This is a genomic window from Lactobacillus sp. UMNPBX1, assembly GCF_002554085.1.
GTDB lineage: Bacteria > Bacillota > Bacilli > Lactobacillales > Lactobacillaceae > Lactobacillus > Lactobacillus crispatus.
Window position 1 is genome coordinate 1 of the sequence record NZ_PCZI01000012.1, and the last position, 18,487, is coordinate 18,487.

At 35.7% G+C, this 18,487-nt stretch carries 18 protein-coding genes, 1 pseudogene and 1 CRISPR repeat array; of the genes and pseudogenes, 4 read left to right on the forward strand and 15 right to left on the reverse strand.

Annotated elements, in window-relative coordinates:
• Positions 1–187: 187 nt before the first annotated feature.
• From CP352_RS11560 to rpsU, 6 genes are all read right to left on the reverse strand, one after another.
• The gene (locus CP352_RS11560) at positions 188–280 is read right to left on the reverse strand and encodes a KxYKxGKxW signal peptide domain-containing protein (RefSeq protein WP_131501341.1); all 93 of its coding nucleotides are present in this window, start codon (positions 278–280) and stop codon (positions 188–190) included.
• A gap of 469 nt (positions 281–749) precedes the next feature.
• Positions 750–2,366: a CRISPR direct-repeat array (repeat unit 28 nt; unit sequence GGATCACCTCCACACACGTGGAGAATAC).
• Between the two features lie 183 nt (positions 2,367–2,549).
• Entirely contained in the window at positions 2,550–3,452 is a 903-nt protein-coding gene (gene era / locus CP352_RS07095; RefSeq protein WP_005719725.1) for a GTPase Era, read from the reverse strand.
• Complete coding sequence (ybeY, locus tag CP352_RS07100; protein WP_005719727.1) at positions 3,452–3,976, reverse strand: rRNA maturation RNase YbeY; 525 nt, start codon at positions 3,974–3,976, stop codon at positions 3,452–3,454. The genes era and ybeY overlap by 1 nt, the downstream gene beginning before the upstream one ends.
• A gap of 2 nt (positions 3,977–3,978) precedes the next feature.
• The gene (locus tag CP352_RS07105; RefSeq protein ID WP_005723097.1) at positions 3,979–4,938 is read right to left on the reverse strand and encodes a PhoH family protein; all 960 of its coding nucleotides are present in this window, start codon (positions 4,936–4,938) and stop codon (positions 3,979–3,981) included.
• 25 nt (positions 4,939–4,963) lie between these two features.
• Entirely contained in the window at positions 4,964–5,407 is a 444-nt protein-coding gene (locus CP352_RS07110; RefSeq protein ID WP_013086431.1) for a GatB/YqeY domain-containing protein, read from the reverse strand.
• Between the two features lie 160 nt (positions 5,408–5,567).
• Positions 5,568–5,744 (reverse strand): 30S ribosomal protein S21, encoded by a 177-nt coding sequence (gene rpsU / locus CP352_RS07115; protein WP_002880182.1) that lies wholly within the window; start codon positions 5,742–5,744, stop codon positions 5,568–5,570.
• A 227-nt stretch (positions 5,745–5,971) separates the two neighbouring features.
• Between rpsU and CP352_RS07120 the strand changes: the two genes are divergently transcribed.
• Complete coding sequence (locus CP352_RS07120; protein ID WP_005719759.1) at positions 5,972–6,808, forward strand: pyruvate, water dikinase regulatory protein; 837 nt, start codon at positions 5,972–5,974, stop codon at positions 6,806–6,808.
• Between the two features lie 77 nt (positions 6,809–6,885).
• Here the strand turns inward: CP352_RS07120 and cas2e are convergent, their stop codons facing one another.
• The 9 genes from cas2e to CP352_RS07165 all read right to left on the reverse strand — a co-directional run bounded on the left by cas2e (position 6,886) and on the right by CP352_RS07165 (position 16,857).
• Entirely contained in the window at positions 6,886–7,782 is an 897-nt protein-coding gene (gene cas2e, locus CP352_RS07125) for a type I-E CRISPR-associated endoribonuclease Cas2e (protein ID WP_057726619.1), read from the reverse strand.
• On the reverse strand, positions 7,779–8,726 hold the full coding sequence (cas1e, locus tag CP352_RS07130; protein ID WP_057726620.1) for a type I-E CRISPR-associated endonuclease Cas1e: 948 nt from the start codon (positions 8,724–8,726) through the stop codon (positions 7,779–7,781). Before cas1e ends, cas2e begins: the two co-directional genes overlap by 4 nt.
• A 4-nt stretch (positions 8,727–8,730) precedes the next feature.
• Positions 8,731–9,387 carry a type I-E CRISPR-associated protein Cas6/Cse3/CasE gene (gene cas6e, locus CP352_RS07135; RefSeq protein WP_061204750.1) on the reverse strand — a complete coding sequence of 219 codons (657 nt, stop codon included), beginning with the start codon at positions 9,385–9,387 and terminating at the stop codon, positions 8,731–8,733.
• A gap of 9 nt (positions 9,388–9,396) precedes the next feature.
• Entirely contained in the window at positions 9,397–10,122 is a 726-nt protein-coding gene (gene cas5e / locus CP352_RS07140; protein WP_089143285.1) for a type I-E CRISPR-associated protein Cas5/CasD, read from the reverse strand.
• Positions 10,103–11,212 carry a type I-E CRISPR-associated protein Cas7/Cse4/CasC gene (cas7e, locus tag CP352_RS07145; RefSeq protein WP_013086436.1) on the reverse strand — a complete coding sequence of 370 codons (1,110 nt, stop codon included), beginning with the start codon at positions 11,210–11,212 and terminating at the stop codon, positions 10,103–10,105. Before cas7e ends, cas5e begins: the two co-directional genes overlap by 20 nt.
• A 27-nt stretch (positions 11,213–11,239) precedes the next feature.
• Complete coding sequence (gene casB, locus CP352_RS07150) at positions 11,240–11,845, reverse strand: type I-E CRISPR-associated protein Cse2/CasB (protein WP_065990606.1); 606 nt, start codon at positions 11,843–11,845, stop codon at positions 11,240–11,242.
• A 10-nt stretch (positions 11,846–11,855) separates the two neighbouring features.
• The gene (locus CP352_RS07155; protein WP_089145599.1) at positions 11,856–13,565 is read right to left on the reverse strand and encodes a type I-E CRISPR-associated protein Cse1/CasA; all 1,710 of its coding nucleotides are present in this window, start codon (positions 13,563–13,565) and stop codon (positions 11,856–11,858) included.
• Between the two features lie 215 nt (positions 13,566–13,780).
• Positions 13,781–16,528: a CRISPR-associated helicase/endonuclease Cas3 gene (locus tag CP352_RS07160; RefSeq protein WP_098034899.1), complete on the reverse strand. Its 2,748-nt coding sequence runs from the start codon at positions 16,526–16,528 to the stop codon at positions 13,781–13,783.
• Positions 16,529–16,584: 56 nt separating this feature from the next.
• Positions 16,585–16,857, reverse strand: coding sequence for a hypothetical protein (locus CP352_RS07165; RefSeq protein ID WP_198995331.1), 273 nt, complete (start codon positions 16,855–16,857; stop codon positions 16,585–16,587).
• A gap of 453 nt (positions 16,858–17,310) precedes the next feature.
• Between CP352_RS07165 and CP352_RS11170 the strand changes: the two genes are divergently transcribed.
• From CP352_RS11170 to CP352_RS07175, 3 genes and pseudogenes are all read left to right on the forward strand, one after another.
• The gene (locus CP352_RS11170) at positions 17,311–17,472 is read left to right on the forward strand and encodes a hypothetical protein (protein WP_198563853.1); all 162 of its coding nucleotides are present in this window, start codon (positions 17,311–17,313) and stop codon (positions 17,470–17,472) included.
• A gap of 131 nt (positions 17,473–17,603) precedes the next feature.
• Positions 17,604–17,666: a hypothetical protein gene (locus CP352_RS11565; protein ID WP_353479492.1), complete on the forward strand. Its 63-nt coding sequence runs from the start codon at positions 17,604–17,606 to the stop codon at positions 17,664–17,666.
• An 88-nt stretch (positions 17,667–17,754) separates the two neighbouring features.
• Positions 17,755–18,443, forward strand: a pseudogene (locus tag CP352_RS07175) (transposase); the annotation flags it as partial.
• Positions 18,444–18,487 lie beyond the last annotated feature (44 nt).

The following is an 18,487-nucleotide window of genomic DNA, read 5'->3' on the forward strand; positions in this document are numbered from 1 at the left end:
CTAGGTCAGCTTGGCCCTATCCATCCCCGCATTAAAATACGGGGATTTTCGGGCGTTTTTCATTAAAACTTTTCTACTAGCGTTCTTAATGAAAAATAGCGCATTACCCATATTCACATAATTATGGAAGAAGACTAATGACTTAATACAAACCAAAGGCAATGGTTAATGAATTATTTATTTTTTCTTAGATCTTTAACACCTGTAATAGCTTCCATGCCTTCACCCATTGCTTACCAAATTTTCGAAGCTTCTTGTGCGTCCATAATATCTGAACTATTTAAATCAATCATTAAAAAGTACCTCCAAAACTTTTTACTAAAAATTACAATTATTCATGCAGCGTTTTCTACCACAATCAATCTTTTCCGTGTTTTCTTTGCCCAAAATACTTTTTAATTTGTTCAAGGTCCTCTGTGGTGGCTTCTTTCAAAATAAAATTTTTAGTAACCGATTTAAATACTGTTTTCGAGTTTTGTTTTTGGTATCCCACTTTTTAGTCGTCTTTTTTTGTGCTTCACTAACTGTCATTTTACTTCACTAACCCTATAATAAAAAATTACTACTGCAACAATAAATATTCCAAGAGCAGCTCTGTTGATTATTTTAGTTGTCTTTACATATTTTCTTTCATTTTTCCTGCCAACTATTAAAAATTTCTTTTTGCTTTTTAGAAGCCTGAGATTTTAAAATTTTTCCTTGTGGTCTCGTATAATTACATTCATGATTTCTTCAGGAATCCCAATATAGCAATACCTCCACATACGTGGAGAATACATATTGATGTTTTTGTAGGAGCTACTAGAGATAGGATCACCTCCACATACGTGGAGAATACTGGGTGTAACTGCTTCACTATGTTTTGTGATGGGGATCACCTCCACACACGTGGAGAATACTTATCTTTAGCAAATATCATACGAGAAACATATAGGATCACCTCCACACACGTGGAGAATACTATCCCAAAGTAACTACAATTATTTTTGATGAGGGATCACCTCCACACACGTGGAGAATACTTTACTGTGTTACCCAGCATGTAAATTTTTACAGGATCACCTCCACACACGTGGAGAATACTTCTTCAAAGTCCCAAACACCTAACATATGTTCAGGATCACCTCCACACACGTGGAGAATACAAACAATATCTCCTTTTCCATCAGAACGATAAAGGATCACCTCCACACACGTGGAGAATACGAATATTGTTAATACCGGCTAATTCTTGGCTGGGGATCACCTCCACACACGTGGAGAATACCCTGCAAAACCGCCAGCCGTAGTGTCAGTGTCAGGATCACCTCCACACACGTGGAGAATACTTCAGCTTGTTCTTGCATTCTGTCAAATACTGAGGATCACCTCCACACACGTGGAGAATACAAAATTCGTTTTTGCCCATTCTGCGGAACATCAGGATCACCTCCACACACGTGGAGAATACTAAGATAGATCATAACCTCATACAGTCGCTTTAGGATCACCTCCACACACGTGGAGAATACGGCAGCGATTAACACCGCTACAATAACACAAACAGGATCACCTCCACACACGTGGAGAATACAACTTCACGGTCGGAACGGTAAGCGTAGTCATAGGATCACCTCCACACACGTGGAGAATACTGCATGTTGTGCATCGAATCCACCACGTTCCCAGGATCACCTCCACACACGTGGAGAATACCAAATGTTTGGGACTAGGTTAACGTCTATTTTAGGATCACCTCCACACACGTGGAGAATACGGTAAATTTGATGATGATCTCAATCGAACTTTAGGATCACCTCCACACACGTGGAGAATACTTTCTTGGTTTCGAACGTTTCTCTTAAATCACGGGATCACCTCCACACACGTGGAGAATACCGCCACTCTTTGGACTTATAAAAAGCATCGTTAGGATCACCTCCACACACGTGGAGAATACACCATGTTTGAGCATAATTTGATCAACAGCTCGGGATCACCTCCACACACGTGGAGAATACGATGATTCAACGCCTGAAAGTTGACGTTTCTTAGGATCACCTCCACACACGTGGAGAATACTATGATTTATCAGCAGCAGAAACTGAGTGAAAGGGATCACCTCCACACACGTGGAGAATACTAAAAACAATGACAGATCCTAGCGTTCACGTAAGGATCACCTCCACACACGTGGAGAATACCTAGTTTTGTATTGTTTGGCGGCGGTGTCACTGGGATCACCTCCACACACGTGGAGAATACTACCTGCAGAAGAATTAGCAAAGGACTTACATGGGATCACCTCCACACACGTGGAGAATACCTGCTGACCAATAATACTCATATCTAATTGACGGGATCACCTCCACACACGTGGAGAATACAGTAAACAAATCCCAATATAACAACAATCACAAAACAATAGATCCCAAAATTTCATCACTTTGTCAATTACTATTGTATCTATTTCTGTCTCATTAGTCATCCAACGAATAGAATTTTCTTGTCTCCCTAAACATACAAAAAAGACGTCATCTTTCGACAACGCTTATACAACAGTAATTCAACTAAAGTTCTTTTTTGTCATAGCCTATTCGCTTCAAAAAGTTAGGGTCAGAACGCCAGTTATGTTGGACCTTAACCCAAAGACGCAAGTTGACCTTTTCACCAAGCAATCTTTCAATCTCTTGACGTGAATTAATCCCAATCTGCTTGAGCATCTTACCGCCCTTACCAATAATAATGCCTTTTTGACCGTCTTTCTCAACATAGATAGTCGCTTCAATCAAGAGCTTGCCATTTTGATGAGTATTCATATGATCAACTGCGACAGCAGTAGCATGTGGTACTTCTTGTGAAGTCAGTCGCAGAATTTGTTCACGAATTAACTCGGCTACCACAAAATATTCAGGCCGATCTGTGATCTGATCAGCACCATAATATTGTGGGCCTACTGGCAAATATTCCTTAATTGTTTTAAGCAGATCTTCAATCCCAATTCCTTGAGTAGCAGAAATCGGTAGTATTTCTTTAAAGCCCTCAAGTTTGTGATATGAATCCATAATTGGCAAAAGCTTATTAGGATGAATTTCATCAACTTTATTAATTACTAAAAGAACAGGAACTTTTACTTCTTTTAACAAGTTGGCAATGTATTGATCGCCCTTACCCATTTCCTCAGGTTCAACCATGAATAAAACTAAATCAACGTCATTTAAACTAGATACACTAGCCTTATCCATATAGTCGTCAAGTTTTGAATGAGGCTTAAAAATACCTGGCGTATCTACAAAAACAACTTGCATTTCATCTGAAGTATAAATACCCGAAATGCGATTACGAGTCGTTTGTGGTTTATTAGACGTAATGGCAACTTTTTGACCAACTAAATAGTTCATTAAAGTTGATTTTCCAACATTGGGACGACCAACTAAAGCAACAAAGCCAGACTTAAACTCTTTTTCTTCCATTATTTACCTCTGCCTTCATCTAATTGATCAGGATACAATGGCAAACCATAATCTTCTAACACTTTTCCTTGAATACCAAACATTTCTTTGGCCTCATCCGGCTTAATGTGGTCGTAGCCGTTTAAATGTAAAAAGCCATGGACTATTGTATATCCAAATTCTCGATCAAAACCTGTACCATACTCTTTACTGTGACGCTTAATCACACTAGGACACATAAATAGATCACCGATATCCTCTTGAAAGTCTGGATCATCTGCAAATGCTGCAAGATCAATTGAATCCTCACCATCTTCAATTGCAAAGGAAATTACATCAGTAGGACGGTCTTTGTCACGATACTTTAAATTAATTTCATGACTACGATCTTCGTCAACAAAGTTAATACTCATCTCTAAGTTGTTATCTTTGCCAATTTCCTTCTTAGCTAGCAACAAAAGTTTCATAATCCAGTCTTGCCAGTTACGCTTTTCATCATCTAAAAAGCCAACTTCATCATTATAAGTAATATCAATTGGATCCATTTTTAGTGTTTAATGTCCTCTTTTTCATAAGCAGTAATAATTTTCGCAACTACAGGGTGACGAACAACATCATTAGCAGAAAAGTTGATAAATTTAATTTGGTCGATATTCTTCAAGATATGTCTAGCATCAATTAACCCGCTATGCTGTCGACCAGGTAAATCGACCTGTGTCATATCACCGTTTACGACCATCTTAGAATTAAATCCAAGTCTAGTTAAAAACATCTTCATCTGGGCATCTGTAGTGTTCTGGGCTTCATCAAGAATTACAAAAGCGTCATCTAAAGTTCGTCCACGCATATAAGCAAGTGGAGCAACTTCAATTACGCCTCGTTCCATCAAACGGTCAGTCGTATTAGTCCCAAGAATAGCATACAAGGAGTCATAAATTGGTCTCAAATATGGATCAACTTTTTCTTTCAAGTCACCAGGTAAAAATCCAAGTGATTCACCAGCTTCAACAGCTGGCCTAGTCAAAATGATTCGAGAAACTTCTCCCTTCTTAAAGGCGGCAATTGCACAAACTACGGCTAAGAATGTTTTCCCTGTTCCAGCTGGTCCTATTCCAAAGACAACATCAGATTTATCAATAGCTTCGACATAACGCTTTTGTCCCATATTCTTGACTCTGATAGGTCTACCTTTAGCATCCCTAATCAAAACCTTTTTATATAGGTCTGCAAAGTACTCTGTGGTACCCTTGTCAGCCATCTTCATCGCACTTACTGTGTCGGGCGCACCGATGTTAACACCAGTATTCACAACACTATCGAGTGCCTTTAGAACAGCAACTACCTTCTTGATCTTCTCTTCATCGTCTCCTGCAATGACAATCTCATTACCGACATCTGACACAGAAAGATCATAACCTTCAGAAAGAAGCTTTAAATTTCCATCATTAACTCCAACTAGTTTTTGAATATTTTCTGGTCTTTGAGGTGTAAAAGTTGTTTGAGCCAAATAGACCCGCTCCTTCTTGTTACTACTAATTTAGCTGATCACGAACTGCTTGCGAAGCAGCCTTGCCATCGGCACGTCCCTTAATCTTTGGCATTAAAGCTTTCATTACCTTACCAAAGTCAGACTTACCTTTAGCACCAACTTCATCAATTGTTTCCTTAACAGCTGCTCTAAGTTCATCCTGATTCATTTGCTTAGGCATGTACTTTTCTACAACTGCTAATTCTTTTTTGGTTTCTTCAGCTAAATCATCACGATTAGCCTTAATAAATTCGTCAATCGATTCTTCTCTTTGCTTCTTTTCACGATTAAGAACAGTTAATTCTTCATCTGGAGTTAAATCGTGTCCTGCTTTAATTTTTTCATTCATTAAGGCCGATTTGATCATCCGGACAGTATTAAGAGTTGTCTTGTCGTGATTCTTCATAGCTGATTTCATATCAGCCATGATTTGATCTGACAAACTCATCTAATATCCTTCTTTCTATTAAAAACCCAATAGTATTATAACAAACTATGTTCTTAACTAAAATAAAACTAACAAATATTTACTTAACATAATCAAAATTATGCTTCAAGAAGTCAAAAAGAAAAGCTACCCAAAAACAGGTAGCTTTCTCAGTAGTTTATTAATAATGTCTACGCTTACGTGCAGCTTCAGACTTCAACTTTCTACGAACACTAGGTTTTTCGTAGAATTCGCGCTTGCGGTATTCTTGTAAGGTACCACTTCTTGAAACGGAACGCTTGAAACGACGAAGAGCATCATCAATAGACTCGTTTTCGTGAACGATTGTCTTAGCCATGTGTGATCCCTCCTTCCATTTCTTGGCGTTACGCCATACATTTACTTAAATTATACCAAACTAATCTTTAGGGTCAATACAATTCAAAAACTTTTTGATAAATTTTTAAGTTAAATAAACCGACTACTTTACCTTAATAAAAGAGCTGAGTTTTTATTGTTAATCCGCTTTCATTAATAGTATAATTATTTTCAGAAAGATATTTAATAATACACGAGGAGCTTAATATGGTAGAAACAAAAGACCAAAATGAATTAAACATTATTATTATTTCTGATGCGGCTGGTGACACTGCTTTTAGTAACGCCACAGCTGCAGCTGCAGAATTTCCTAACTGCAATATCAACTATCGTCGTTACCCCTTTATCACTAACCAAAAGAAGTTGGACGAAGTTTTAACAGAAATTGAAAAATATCCAAACTTGGTAATTATCTATAGTTTGGTTAAAGATGAAATGCAAATGCCAGTTATCAAATTTGCCCGTGAGCATAATGTTGAATGTGTTGACATCTTCTCACCTGTAGTTGAAGCAATTCAACAAACTACTCATATGACCCCAGATCAAAAAATTGGTGCACAGCATAGCTTAAATCAAAAGTACTTTGACCGAATTTCTGCAATGGAATTTGCTGTAATGTACGATGATGGTAAAGATCCTAAAGGTTTCTTGGAAGCTGACGTTGTTTTACTTGGGGTATCAAGAACTTCTAAGACTCCACTTTCTTTGTTCTTGGCCAATAAAAACTTAAAGGTAGCTAATTTACCACTTGTTCCTGAAACACATATTCCAAAGGAAATTTATGAAATTGACCCTAAGAAAATTATTGGCTTGACTAACGATCCATCTGTATTAAACGAAATCAGACGTCAAAGAATGATCGCTTATGGTTTGAATCCTGATACTACTTATTCTAATATGGATTCAATCAACAAGGAGCTTGAATCAGCACAAGCACTTTATAAAAAATTAGGTTGCTATGTAATTAATGTTGCTCACCGCTCCATTGAAGAAACTGCCGCACTTATTTTGGAGCACTTGGGCATTGATGATTACGCTAAGTAATAATAGATACTTTCAATAGGCATAATTAAAACGGTACTAGCCATTAAGGTTAGCACCGTTTTTTCACTTTGTAATGATTATTTTATCTTATAATTATCATTTTTAATTAGCTTTTTCAATAATTCCATTGTGGCCACAGCATCAGCTAACGAATTATGTGGATTTGAATTTTTAATATTGTAATTTTCTAGCACAGTACTCAAATGATAATTATCTAAAAAGACATTTTTCTTTTTAACTGCAGAAAGCAAATCAACACATTCATTCAATAACGAATAATGACAATACTTTTTGAAATCTCTATTCAAGAAATTAATATCGAATGGTAAGTTATAACCAACAACAATCCTATCGGCTAAGAACTTTCTCAAATCTAGCAAAGCAGTTTTGATATCGATTCCTTTATTAGCTAATACTCCCTTATTTAACTGGGTTATTTTTTCTATATTATCAGGCACTTCAGTATCAACTTTGATTAATCGATAAAATTTCTCACAATCATTATTTTCAAGATATTTTATAGCACCAATTGATATAATCTTATCTTTTTCAAGATTAAGTCCTGTTGTTTCTATATCAAGAACCGCTAGTGAAGTTAAACTATCTGCTTTATCCTGGACTTGGGATCGAAAAGTATTTACTTTATGATGCTGTGCTGCTTTACTAAACCCTAATTTCTTTTTGCTAGATAACTTATTTTGACTATTTAAATGCACCATCAGCGGTATGCCATCAAAATCAGCCACCATTTTATCTTGACGCGTAGTTTTAAAGTCGAAGCCTAATTCATTATTAGTACTATATATTAGCGTTGCTTCACCCTGTCCAATATTAGATATGATTCTTTGCCATATAAGATCACGAATACGTGCACTAAAGTTTCCAACATAAACACCCGTTTGAACTTCTTGACACCATTTAGTTAGGTCTCCACGTAAAGATTGTGGAGTTTTGCTTAAAGTAATCACAATCATGACTGTGCCTCATGATACTGAACGCCAAATTTCTGTAGGCCTTCACGATCATCCCACAAACTCATTATTACTTGAGGAGATTCAATATCGGCAGTACTATCTTTTAATAAAAGACTTTTCAAATCTTTTACCATTTTAGCCAATAGTTTACCTTTCTTAAACTCATCTCTCATTGCAATCCGAGTATGTGTGGCAATATCTTGATTTCCATATTTAGCAGTCATTTTAAAAGCAATTGGAATTGAATACTTAGCCTTGTATAGATCTGCAAAATCATAAACAAAGGCTAAGTCATGACCTGTATGAATAAATCCTAAACCTGGTGAAGCACCTAAAGCTACGATAACACTATAACTTAAGCCATACAAAGCCTGGTGTGCTGCTGTCAACGCCTTATTGATAGGAGTTCCATCCTCAAAATTATCAACTTTATATTCTCTCTTATTCCAGCTAACACCAGTTAATTTAGATTGTTCACGATATATCCGCCTAACTCGAGAACCTTCTTTACCACGCAATTCTTCCATCGTTAAATCAGAAAAATCTTCATTTGGGAAGCGCATCTCATACATCTGGCGAGCTGTAGCCAATCTACTTCTTCGATTAGATACTAACTTAGCTTGTGCTTCTAATAATCTGGAAGAATGATTCAGCGATCTACCATGTGCATATTGACGTACACCACATTCTCCAACCCAAACAACAGCTAAACTGGAATCTCCCATTAGTTCCATCGCACGATGTGTAACATCAACTCCTGGTCCCAGTAAAAGCACACTTACTAAAGCAACCGGAATATTAATAATTCCACGGTAATCAACTACTTGAATTGCACTATCTTGTCTATTTATTCTGGCATGTTCTACATATATAAAACTTATTCTATCCGAAACTCGTCCTAATTCCTGACGTTCTGGTTTCTTAGCACCATAATTATTTTTCATTATATTATTCCATTGGAATTACAGTGAGTAGTCCCATCCCAAAAGCTTTTTCACGCCCTATACCAGTTACCATTGCCTGCTTAAATTGTTGCAAATCCTTAATCTCTAATAAGCCTTCAAAAGTAACACGACTTAATTTTACTATTTTATTGCCCTTGCGGCGTAATCGTGGCCAATCTCTTGACGTAATATTCATTTCATATGTTTCTTCGTCATCTTCTGATTTAACTAAATCAAAACCATATTTTTCTGATCTATCTAATAACCACTTAGTTTGCTGCAAAACAGTAATATGCGGTACTACTTTTGATTTACCGGTTTTTGCATCTGTAATTCTATATGAAGGATTAGCCGTTAGTTTAAAGCGATATTTTTTTCCTTGATTTAAACTACTTAAAAAATGATCATAGTCTTTCGTCTCTGCCGTATTGGCAAGACCATATCTTTCAAGCTTATCTAATTTTGGCTTTTCTTCACTTAAAACAAGTAAATACTTTTTACCATTTAATTCATCAATTCTCCATAAATGGCGTAATCTTACTTTTTTCTTTAATTCATCTGGAAAGCAATTTTCAACCCAATTATGATAAGCACCTAAATGATACAAATCCCTAATTTTTTGTCGGTTGTTAGTATCAATTTCAACTCTCGAAATATACATTCTACCCTCCTACACAAATGACCAAAAATCCCAATCAGTATTATCTGCTGTCTGATTATTTTCTGAATTTTTAAGTTTAACTGCTTTTTTGATTACGACAGGACGATATTGATAATATCTATCTTTTTGATCAAAAGAGCCCACTTTATCTTTTTTCATTAAGGGGGTACTTTCAGAATCTAAACTAGCATCAGCAATTATTCTAGTTAGAAATTGTGACGTCTTAAAGCTCCTCTTATACCAATCTGAAGCTTGCCAAGGCAAATCTTCTAGTACTTGTAAGGGATTTCTTCCATTAAAAATATCAATTTTAAGTGGACCAGCTGGCGGATTAGACCGTCTTCCTAAATAAAGCTGAAATTTTGGATGTTCAAGTGCTTCTTTGATGTTTTCGATCAATTGATCATCATCGCTGCCAATTGCTACCATGAAAACTCCATCTTGAATAAAATCACGATACGTTAACTTTCGAGCAGTCTTGCTTGCACTCTTTCTGTATTCCACTGTTTGAAACTCTGTCAACATTTTGCCTGATTGCTCAATTCGAACAGCAAATAATAAATTATTTAGCTCCAAAATTTTTTCATTATCTTCTCTTGAGTAGCCCAATGCAGCTGCAATCATACCTACAATAGCGCTTTTGGTTGGATAACTATCACTAGTTCTTTGATTAAAAGATGCAGAATTACCATAAGACTGAAGTGGCGCAGTCAATCTAATCGTTGCTGTCTTCATTTTCTAACTCCTGTTTTACGAATTCAGCAGTTTGATTAATTAAATCATCAATATTTTCAGCCTGATTGTCGACTATATTCTCACTATTCGTCAATTCGACATTAAACACAGGCTTATCTACAAATTTCAAGGAATTTTTATATTCATCCTCTAATCGATCGATAGATTTATCAACGTATCCGCCTTCAGATCTAACTGGTGTTTCAAATGCAGATACTAGGTTAACGGGTGTATCAGTACGAACATTAATCATAACGTATTGAGGGAGTGTTTTATTAGCAAAAGTATTTTCCTTACCAGTCGGCATTGTCAAAACAAATTCTTTGATAAAGAGCTTAATTCCTTCAATAGTCAAAGCTTTATTACCAAGATTGTGCAATAAATCAAGAATGTTAACATTGGCATATCTGTATAAAGTAGATGAATTATATTCAATCGTACCAAGCATTGCAGAACCTGTTTGGCTTTTCGCATTTGCATCATCAACTGCAGTGTAATAATCAAATTCTGGAGTAACTTCATGAGTGGAAATTGCATGAGCCACTTGACTAGAAGCATCCACATTCAATTCTGGATTATCTGCCACCATTCTTCCAAATAAAGCTAAATCTAGAGATTGATCTTCCATCAAATTTTTCTTAATTTCTTTAGCTGTATCTTTATCTATTTGATCAACAGACAAAGCAAGTTTAGCGATCTTTTCGAGTTGCCCTTCACTTACTAGTAGTAGTGCTCCAGTTAACATTTCGCCCGTTTTCTTGTCCTTTTTTAATTTGATTCCAGCTACTTTAAAGACTTCTTCAACTTTCTTTAAAGCATCTTCTTCACTTAAATTTGAATCTAGTTCTTGTAACTTATTCGCCAAAAGACTAGCTGTTTTCAAAGTTCTATAGCTCTTAAGCCATTCTTCATTTTCTGAGTCTTGTTTAAAGGCTAAACGCATTGCTCTCTTCCAGCTTTGTGAAGAAACTCTTGACCGAGTCACGCCACCATAAATAGCTGTTTTAGGTGAACCAGTGTCATCTCTATTGATATTTGATGATGGTACAGTTTGCAATACATTAATGTCCATATAAAGATTCTTATTCATTTTGATTTTCTCCTTGCTTTTTGTTCACTAATCGTTGTCTGATGCCAGCTTATAAACGTTCCAGTAGTAATCTTTTCCCCACTTCAAGGCAACGAATCTTGCATTTTTCGTACTCCACTGAAAGTTATACAAGTCTTCCGCCAATTGAGCAAAGTCAATCTTTTCACCCATTTTCTTTCCTTTAAGAATACTTACTAGATGATTAATTGAATTGGTGGCACTGCTGATATTTGTAGTTGCTAATAAAGCTGTTACTCGCCTATCTAAAGCCTTCTTTTCGTTAGAGTCGTTTATTTTCATTTTCCTCAGTGCAGTAAAAAGAGATACACCATTTTCTCCAGATTCTTCCTTATCTTTTGATCTAGGAATTTGACCAAAGACAAATGAATCATTCCCTTGTTGAAATGCAGCATAACAGTGAAGAGCAGTATAAACTGCTGTTTCAAGCTTTGTAGGTTTTCCATTTGTACTTAATTTAGGCACGGCTGAAAAAATTAAAGGCCAGATTTTTTCAGCGCCTTTATCGGCGATAGCTGTTGTCCTTCTAAGTTCAGCCAAAGCACCTTTATCAGGAGTTCCATCACCATACAGCTGATTAATTATTCGTGCCGTAGCAGTATAAGCATCACTCATCTTTTTCTCCTTACTTTAATCCGAGACAAACATAGACGTTTCTGCGTAGTTTATTATAAATTGTAAAAATATTGTCTTCCTTCCCGCCAATGATTTCATCAGCAGTTGCATTGATAAAAATATTTTTAGCTTGCGTCGCAACAAAACGATTTAAAGTTTCACGCCATTCTTTGGTTTTAGCATCACGGTCTTGACTTAAATCTAGCCCAGAAAGCCAAGTATAAAATGGCTGATTCAATTCATCATAAAATTGTGCTACCTTTCGACTTGCCCAATCATCATTACTTTTTTTCTTCTCACTATGGGTTTGAATGTTCGATATGTCTTTTGCAAACCAATAGAAATAATTTGCAACTTGTTGTGTTAATAATACTTCTTTTTCAATTCTATCTTGCCACCGATTTTCAAGCATAGGCTCATCATCAAAAAGAACTCCTGCCTTAGCTTGCATATTATCAGTGATTTCCGCATAAGGTGATTGAGATGTAGCATTTCCATCACTTATCATAGCTACTGTAACTATATTGATGTTAGTATGCTTAGAAATGTATTTTTCTTTTTTCAATTCCTGAATCCAACTAACAATTCCTGGAATTCTTTTTTCATCTTCGTTAGCTTTAGTTCTTATATACTGACCAAAATTACGCCACATAGCGACATTTATATTATTTTTATTCTTGGCAGCTGGATATACAACACCATCTTTATTTTTACGCCAAGTCGTCATTGGCTCTAGGAATTGTTTTTTACTATCTAACTTAGGCAGTCCTGCGCTAAATATAACTGGCTGACCATTTTGCCAATCAATATGAATCATTCTAGACCAGACAGTGTACAATTCAGATAAATTGTCAGGATATACTCCATTCAATCTTTGTTGAAGATAATCATTAATATCATCGTATTCCCACACTGGTCTTTGTGAGTTTAGCCAGTTTGTTCCATCTGCAGAATCATTGGTAACTAAGCTTAGATTTAACATCAACGTGTCAAATAAAGTTTTACCTTTAATATAAACAGGATTAATTGAATACAACCAACCAGGAGAAACAGAGAACTTATCCTTTGACTTAACTTTGGTCTTATCAGTAACACCTGTGAAGTTTTGGTAAGTAATTAACCAGCGAACTAATTCCGCATTATTAACACTATCTTTTTCAATACCTGATTTAGGTGAAAACAGTGCCGGGCTGTTATTGCTTTCAGAAATAAGTCGATTAATTTGTTTAACTGATACTGTACCCGCACCTTTAGCTACCTTTTTATTTTCCGGCACATTTTGGTCATAGACTTGACGATTAACTTGATAAAAAGGATCTTCACCAAATAAATCAAATTTAGTCTGATAAAGATTTAGATAATCAAATAATTTTTTTGAAAAAGCTTTTTGATCATATAGACTTCTCCAAGTGTTTTCCAGTTTTAGTTTTTGAGAGTTGAAGCCATCATTATCTGTCCGAGTCACTCGCCATTTGTCATCTAAATCCAGCCATGAGTATGGCGTATCATCTGCATCGAATCTAGTATAAACTGACAGTAAGATAGCCAACAATAATCTGAGAATCGCTAAGTCCTGCGATTTCATATCACCGGCAAGCTGAAGATAATCTTCAGAATTACTAAAAAGTTCATTTAAAGAGACTTCACTTTCGGTATAATCCTTTTTCAGGACTTTAATCCAAGGATCAGTAACCAGATTGAAACTTAAATCATTACTCATATATCACCATCTCTTTCAATCGTATTTATAAATAAATAATCAACATTATATTAATAATAATGCTTATTCTTTTAATTTACAATACTTTTTTAGCAAAATAAAAAGCGGTTTCATATTATAAAACCGCTCAGCCCATTTTATGGGGATTACTTTAATAAATAAATAATCAACAGGATCACCCTCACCTAAGTGAGGAATACACTTAATACAGTTTACTATTTTTCGTACGATAACCCCAAGTCAGATGAATACTTAATTTTATATCCATTAAATTCTGTCTCATTATTGGCATCAAGAATTAAAGCTACCGAGCCCTTTAACCAGGAACTGTTCTGCCATTCAGGAAAATTACTAATAGTATCTCGTTCCAAATTTCGTATAGATTGGTTTATGTCCATCGTTAATGCATGGGGCAGCCTAATCAACTGCTGAGCAACAACGCTATCAGGAACTTCTTCATCCACTTTTCGCCCATCCATTAAATAAAATCCATCGGCATCTTTTTTTAGCAAAAGAACCTCGATTGTTTCATTCGTATCTCTGACAGCAGCCTCTGCTTTAACATCATTTAGATCAGTGTCACTATCATTATCAAGCCAACCGTGTAAAGTTTTTTCAACTCTTGGGGCTCTAATTTGATACCCTTTCGATTTTTGTTTTGCCTTCTTTTGATCTATTCCAAACTTAACTTCCGCTTCCTGAAGATCTTGCACTTCACTATCAGTATCCGCTGAATATACCTTTTGAACCAAATTAGAAATATCACTAGGTAACTTAATCTTGTCTTTTAAGAAATGATCCGTCTTAATTAAAAGATATTTCTCATATATTGCTTGATTTGCATCCCCGTAGTCCCCATAAGAATTAATACCCATAATGAATAGCTGAGGCTCAATTAATTTGTCTGGACGCTTAATTTGATGACGATGCAAACGCCCCGCTCTTTGTAAAATCAAGTCTATTGGTGCAATATCCGTATACATAACATCAAAATCGATATCCAAAGATTGTTCGAGCACTTGCGTGCCAATTACTATCATTTTCTTTGGACGTTTTTGGTGATTTCCAATTGACTTTTCCAATTTGGACTCTAAATTACTACGATCATTAGCCAAAAATGCGGAATGAAGCACCAAAATTTGCGTATCTTCAGAACACTCTTTTTCAGCAATTTTTGCCAATTCTTGTGCTCGCTTTACCGTATTAACTATGACACCTGCGACACCGCCATCTTCAATTTGATCATTAATCTTTTCAATTAAATCGTAATTTTCAATGCTTAAGCGAGTAACTTTAACTGTAGTATCATCAGCTTGAGTAGAAAAATCTGACTTTTGTTTTAAAATTTTGCCATCCAAAATACTTAACAAGGGATATGCTTGACAAGTTTGCCAATTAGTATTTTGAGCTTTAAATTTTTCACTGCCATATTTTCCTCTACAATATGCTGTAAGAAGTTCATTTCTTTTATCAACTGGAAGCGTAGCCGACAAAGCAACAACTGGTACATGATATGCCCCCAACCACTCTATTGCCTTTTCAAGATAGGAACTCATATATACGTCATAAGCATGAACCTCGTCAATTACAACTATTTTTCCGCTTAGCCCTAAATGTCTTAAGGCCAGATGCTTTTGCTTCAAGCCCATCAAAAGCAATTGATCAATAGTTCCAATTACAAAGTCAGTTAATATTGACTTTTTACCATTAAACCACTGATTAACAACAACTGCACCTTCATCGGTTTCAATATCATCAGCATCAGGAATATTGTGATATTTTTGATTAAACTGTGCCTTTCCATGCATCAATTTAATAGAAAGATTTTCGCTCTGTTCTTTGGCAATATTCCCCAACCAGTTATCTACTCTATCAAACATTGCATTTGCAGTAGCCTGGGTTGGCAAGCCAAAAAACAGGCCATTGATACCGGTCTTAGCAGCTAATTGCTCAACAGCAGTTAGAGCTATTTCAGTTTTACCAATACCCATCGGGGCTTCAACGATAATCATGCTAGGATCCACACTATCTCCGATTGCTTGAGACATTTGTTCCTGAACTTGTCTTGGATCAAAATTCCAGCGTTTTTGATATTGCTCTTTAGTATCGACTATCAATTGAGGCGTCCAGGAATCTGTTTTAAGCCAATTTAAAATTCCTTGTTGATATCTTGATGTCATATCAATATCGCTAAAACCTTGATCCATCGAGATTAATGGAAACATGCTAACACGCTTACCATCTTTAATTGTATATTCACTAGATGCCAACCAGTCGGCCATAATGACTAGGCCTTCTAAAATTACTGCTTGTGAGTCAGTAACTGTAGGTATATCTTCTAAATTTTTAAAATTACACAAATCTAAACCATAATTGATGATCTCTTTTTGTACATTTTCCCATTTTTCTCTAGTTGGATTTTCGGCCCAAGAATCTGATTGATAATATTTAGAAGTATCATCCATCAGTTGATCTTCATAGTCAAAATACTTATTTTGTGGTTTACCATGGTGCCCGCCAACTATAGCGCCAATACTTTCATTTAGCCCACTATTTTCTAAGATCACTTCACCAGCCAGAGCGTGGAGCCAGTGTCTAGTATCCATATTTGCCTTTAATTCTTCTAAATTATCAAATCCATTTTGTAATAATCTCTCTAACAGATCCTGGTCTAAATCTTCATTATGGATAAACGATTGCTTAATTTGAAAAGCAGGCGTAGCCTTACCAATATCATGAATGTATCCAATAAATTCAACAAGATTCTGAACTTCATTTGAGTTTTCAAATCCCTGACTCAAAATGCGTCTTTGGCCGTCATTAAGCCAATGATTATATAACCATCCAATAACATTTTTTGTGTCAATTAAGTGAGCAATTAAGGGTAACCATCCTTCTTCGCTATCTTTATTAATATTCTTTTTACCCCATAAAGACAGGGTGGTATTTGATAAAATTGTCATGTTTCTCCTTAGTTTATACTATCTACTTAATCTAATATTTATAATTACTTTTTATTTTACAATCTATTTTTATTTATATACATAGAATAATCGATGTCTTTTATTACTTGATCATATTTATCATAATACCAAATGCTAAAATCTTCCCATTTTCCGCCCTTAGATGAACCATCAAGTGGTGCTGGATTGGTTTGGGAATATAAATAATCTTCATCACTGTCATCAATGACTCTATAAAAAGGTCCTTCTTCAGCTATACATTCATAGATTTTGCCATTTGTTAAGCCAGTTACTACTAAAGTTTCACCTATATATTTTAATTTCATCATTCTTTTCTCTCGTATAATTTACAATCTTTAATTCATACATATTAGAATTCGTATACTTGTTTACTTCATACCAATGAATATCAGAACACAGTTATCACTTTTTTTAATCACCTCCACATGTGTGGAGAATACAATAACTCAAAAATTGCCAAACTTGACGCTCAAAGGATCACCTCCACATGTGTTGTCCGACTCATCCCAATCACACATTGCCTCAAACACTGAGACAGTGCGGTTTGTTGCTGCTTTCTAAGGATTAATTTCTACAGCAATTTGACTAAGATGAGTGCTTGCTTATCATACCCAGTCTCACTATTTTAGCATTTTATTAACTAACGGGAACTCAATGAACGCTACTATGTTATAGCGTACTTGGCGTCTGTCGATGCGCTACAACAATGGTTCAAAAATCGGTGCTATAATTTAGTTATCGAACATCGTGGAGGGAATTTAATGGGAATGTTTAGTTTTGTATCCAAGTGGAATAAAGCTGGTGAGCTCTTTCGCACTCGGCAATTCATCCTTACTTTTGCTAAAGAGGAAGATCTAGTCAAAATTGAAGAAGTCATCAAGAAGCGCCGAGAAGAGTTAGCTAAAAAAGAACCCAATCAATAGTCTCCGTATGGTATAATCTTCGTTGCGAGAAGTTTTATGGGCGGTGGCTGTCTTCTTGAAATGGGGGGTTCCAATGGACTATTCTTTAGAAAGGATTACAGCCCGTGAACGTCTACCAGGCACTCATGCTAATGTTGGCATTCGCAACCTTCATAATTGCTTTGCTGATTTTTATTTTCACGTTCTGTGCATAATAAAAGACCGTCCAATTAACTTTGGCAGGTTGCGGACGATCTTTTATTAGATAACATGTAACCAAGCGACCGCCTTTAAAGCGGCTCGCTTTTTCTATGCACTCATATTTTACCATTAGTGGCCATCTGTAGCAAATCTTCCAAAAGCGCTGTGTATAAGATATTCTGTCGCTTGGGAACTGCTGATGCTAGCCATCCAGTTACAATCAGACTTAAAAAGCAGCGCGTTTTATGCAATGATTGCCTTAAAAGATCGATGGCTCAATCTAATCTTATTAATAAAGGCTGCTATATCTCTAACACTTCTAAGCGAAAAATACTTTCTGCTCTTACTGAAGATCGCTCAATGACCTGCATCGCTAGTATTGATCGTTTTCACATGGTTCAAATGCTTACTAGATCGTTTAATATTTTTAGAGTTCAAATCATGAAGCAATTTAATAAAAGCAGCCGTGAATATAAGCTCTTAAAGTCTCCTTGGAAGCTTTATCTCATGAGGTATGACAGGCTTAATAGGACTACTCCATATTACGATTGGCACTTTAAAGACTATCTAACTCAGGAACATATTGTCTTAGATGGTTTAGATTGTGACCAAACCTTAGAAAATACTTATTGGGTTATGCAAGACTTTATGGTTGTCTTGAAGGAGTTAACCGTAAGATTAAACAAATTGAACGTACTGCTTATGGCTATAGAAATTTTAGTCATCTCTTAATTAGACTTGAAGAAAATATTGTAAAAGAAAAGGAATCAAGCTTTTTCTTCGCTGCTTAATTCCTCATTAAACTTATCCATCAATATGATTTGACAAAGAGCCG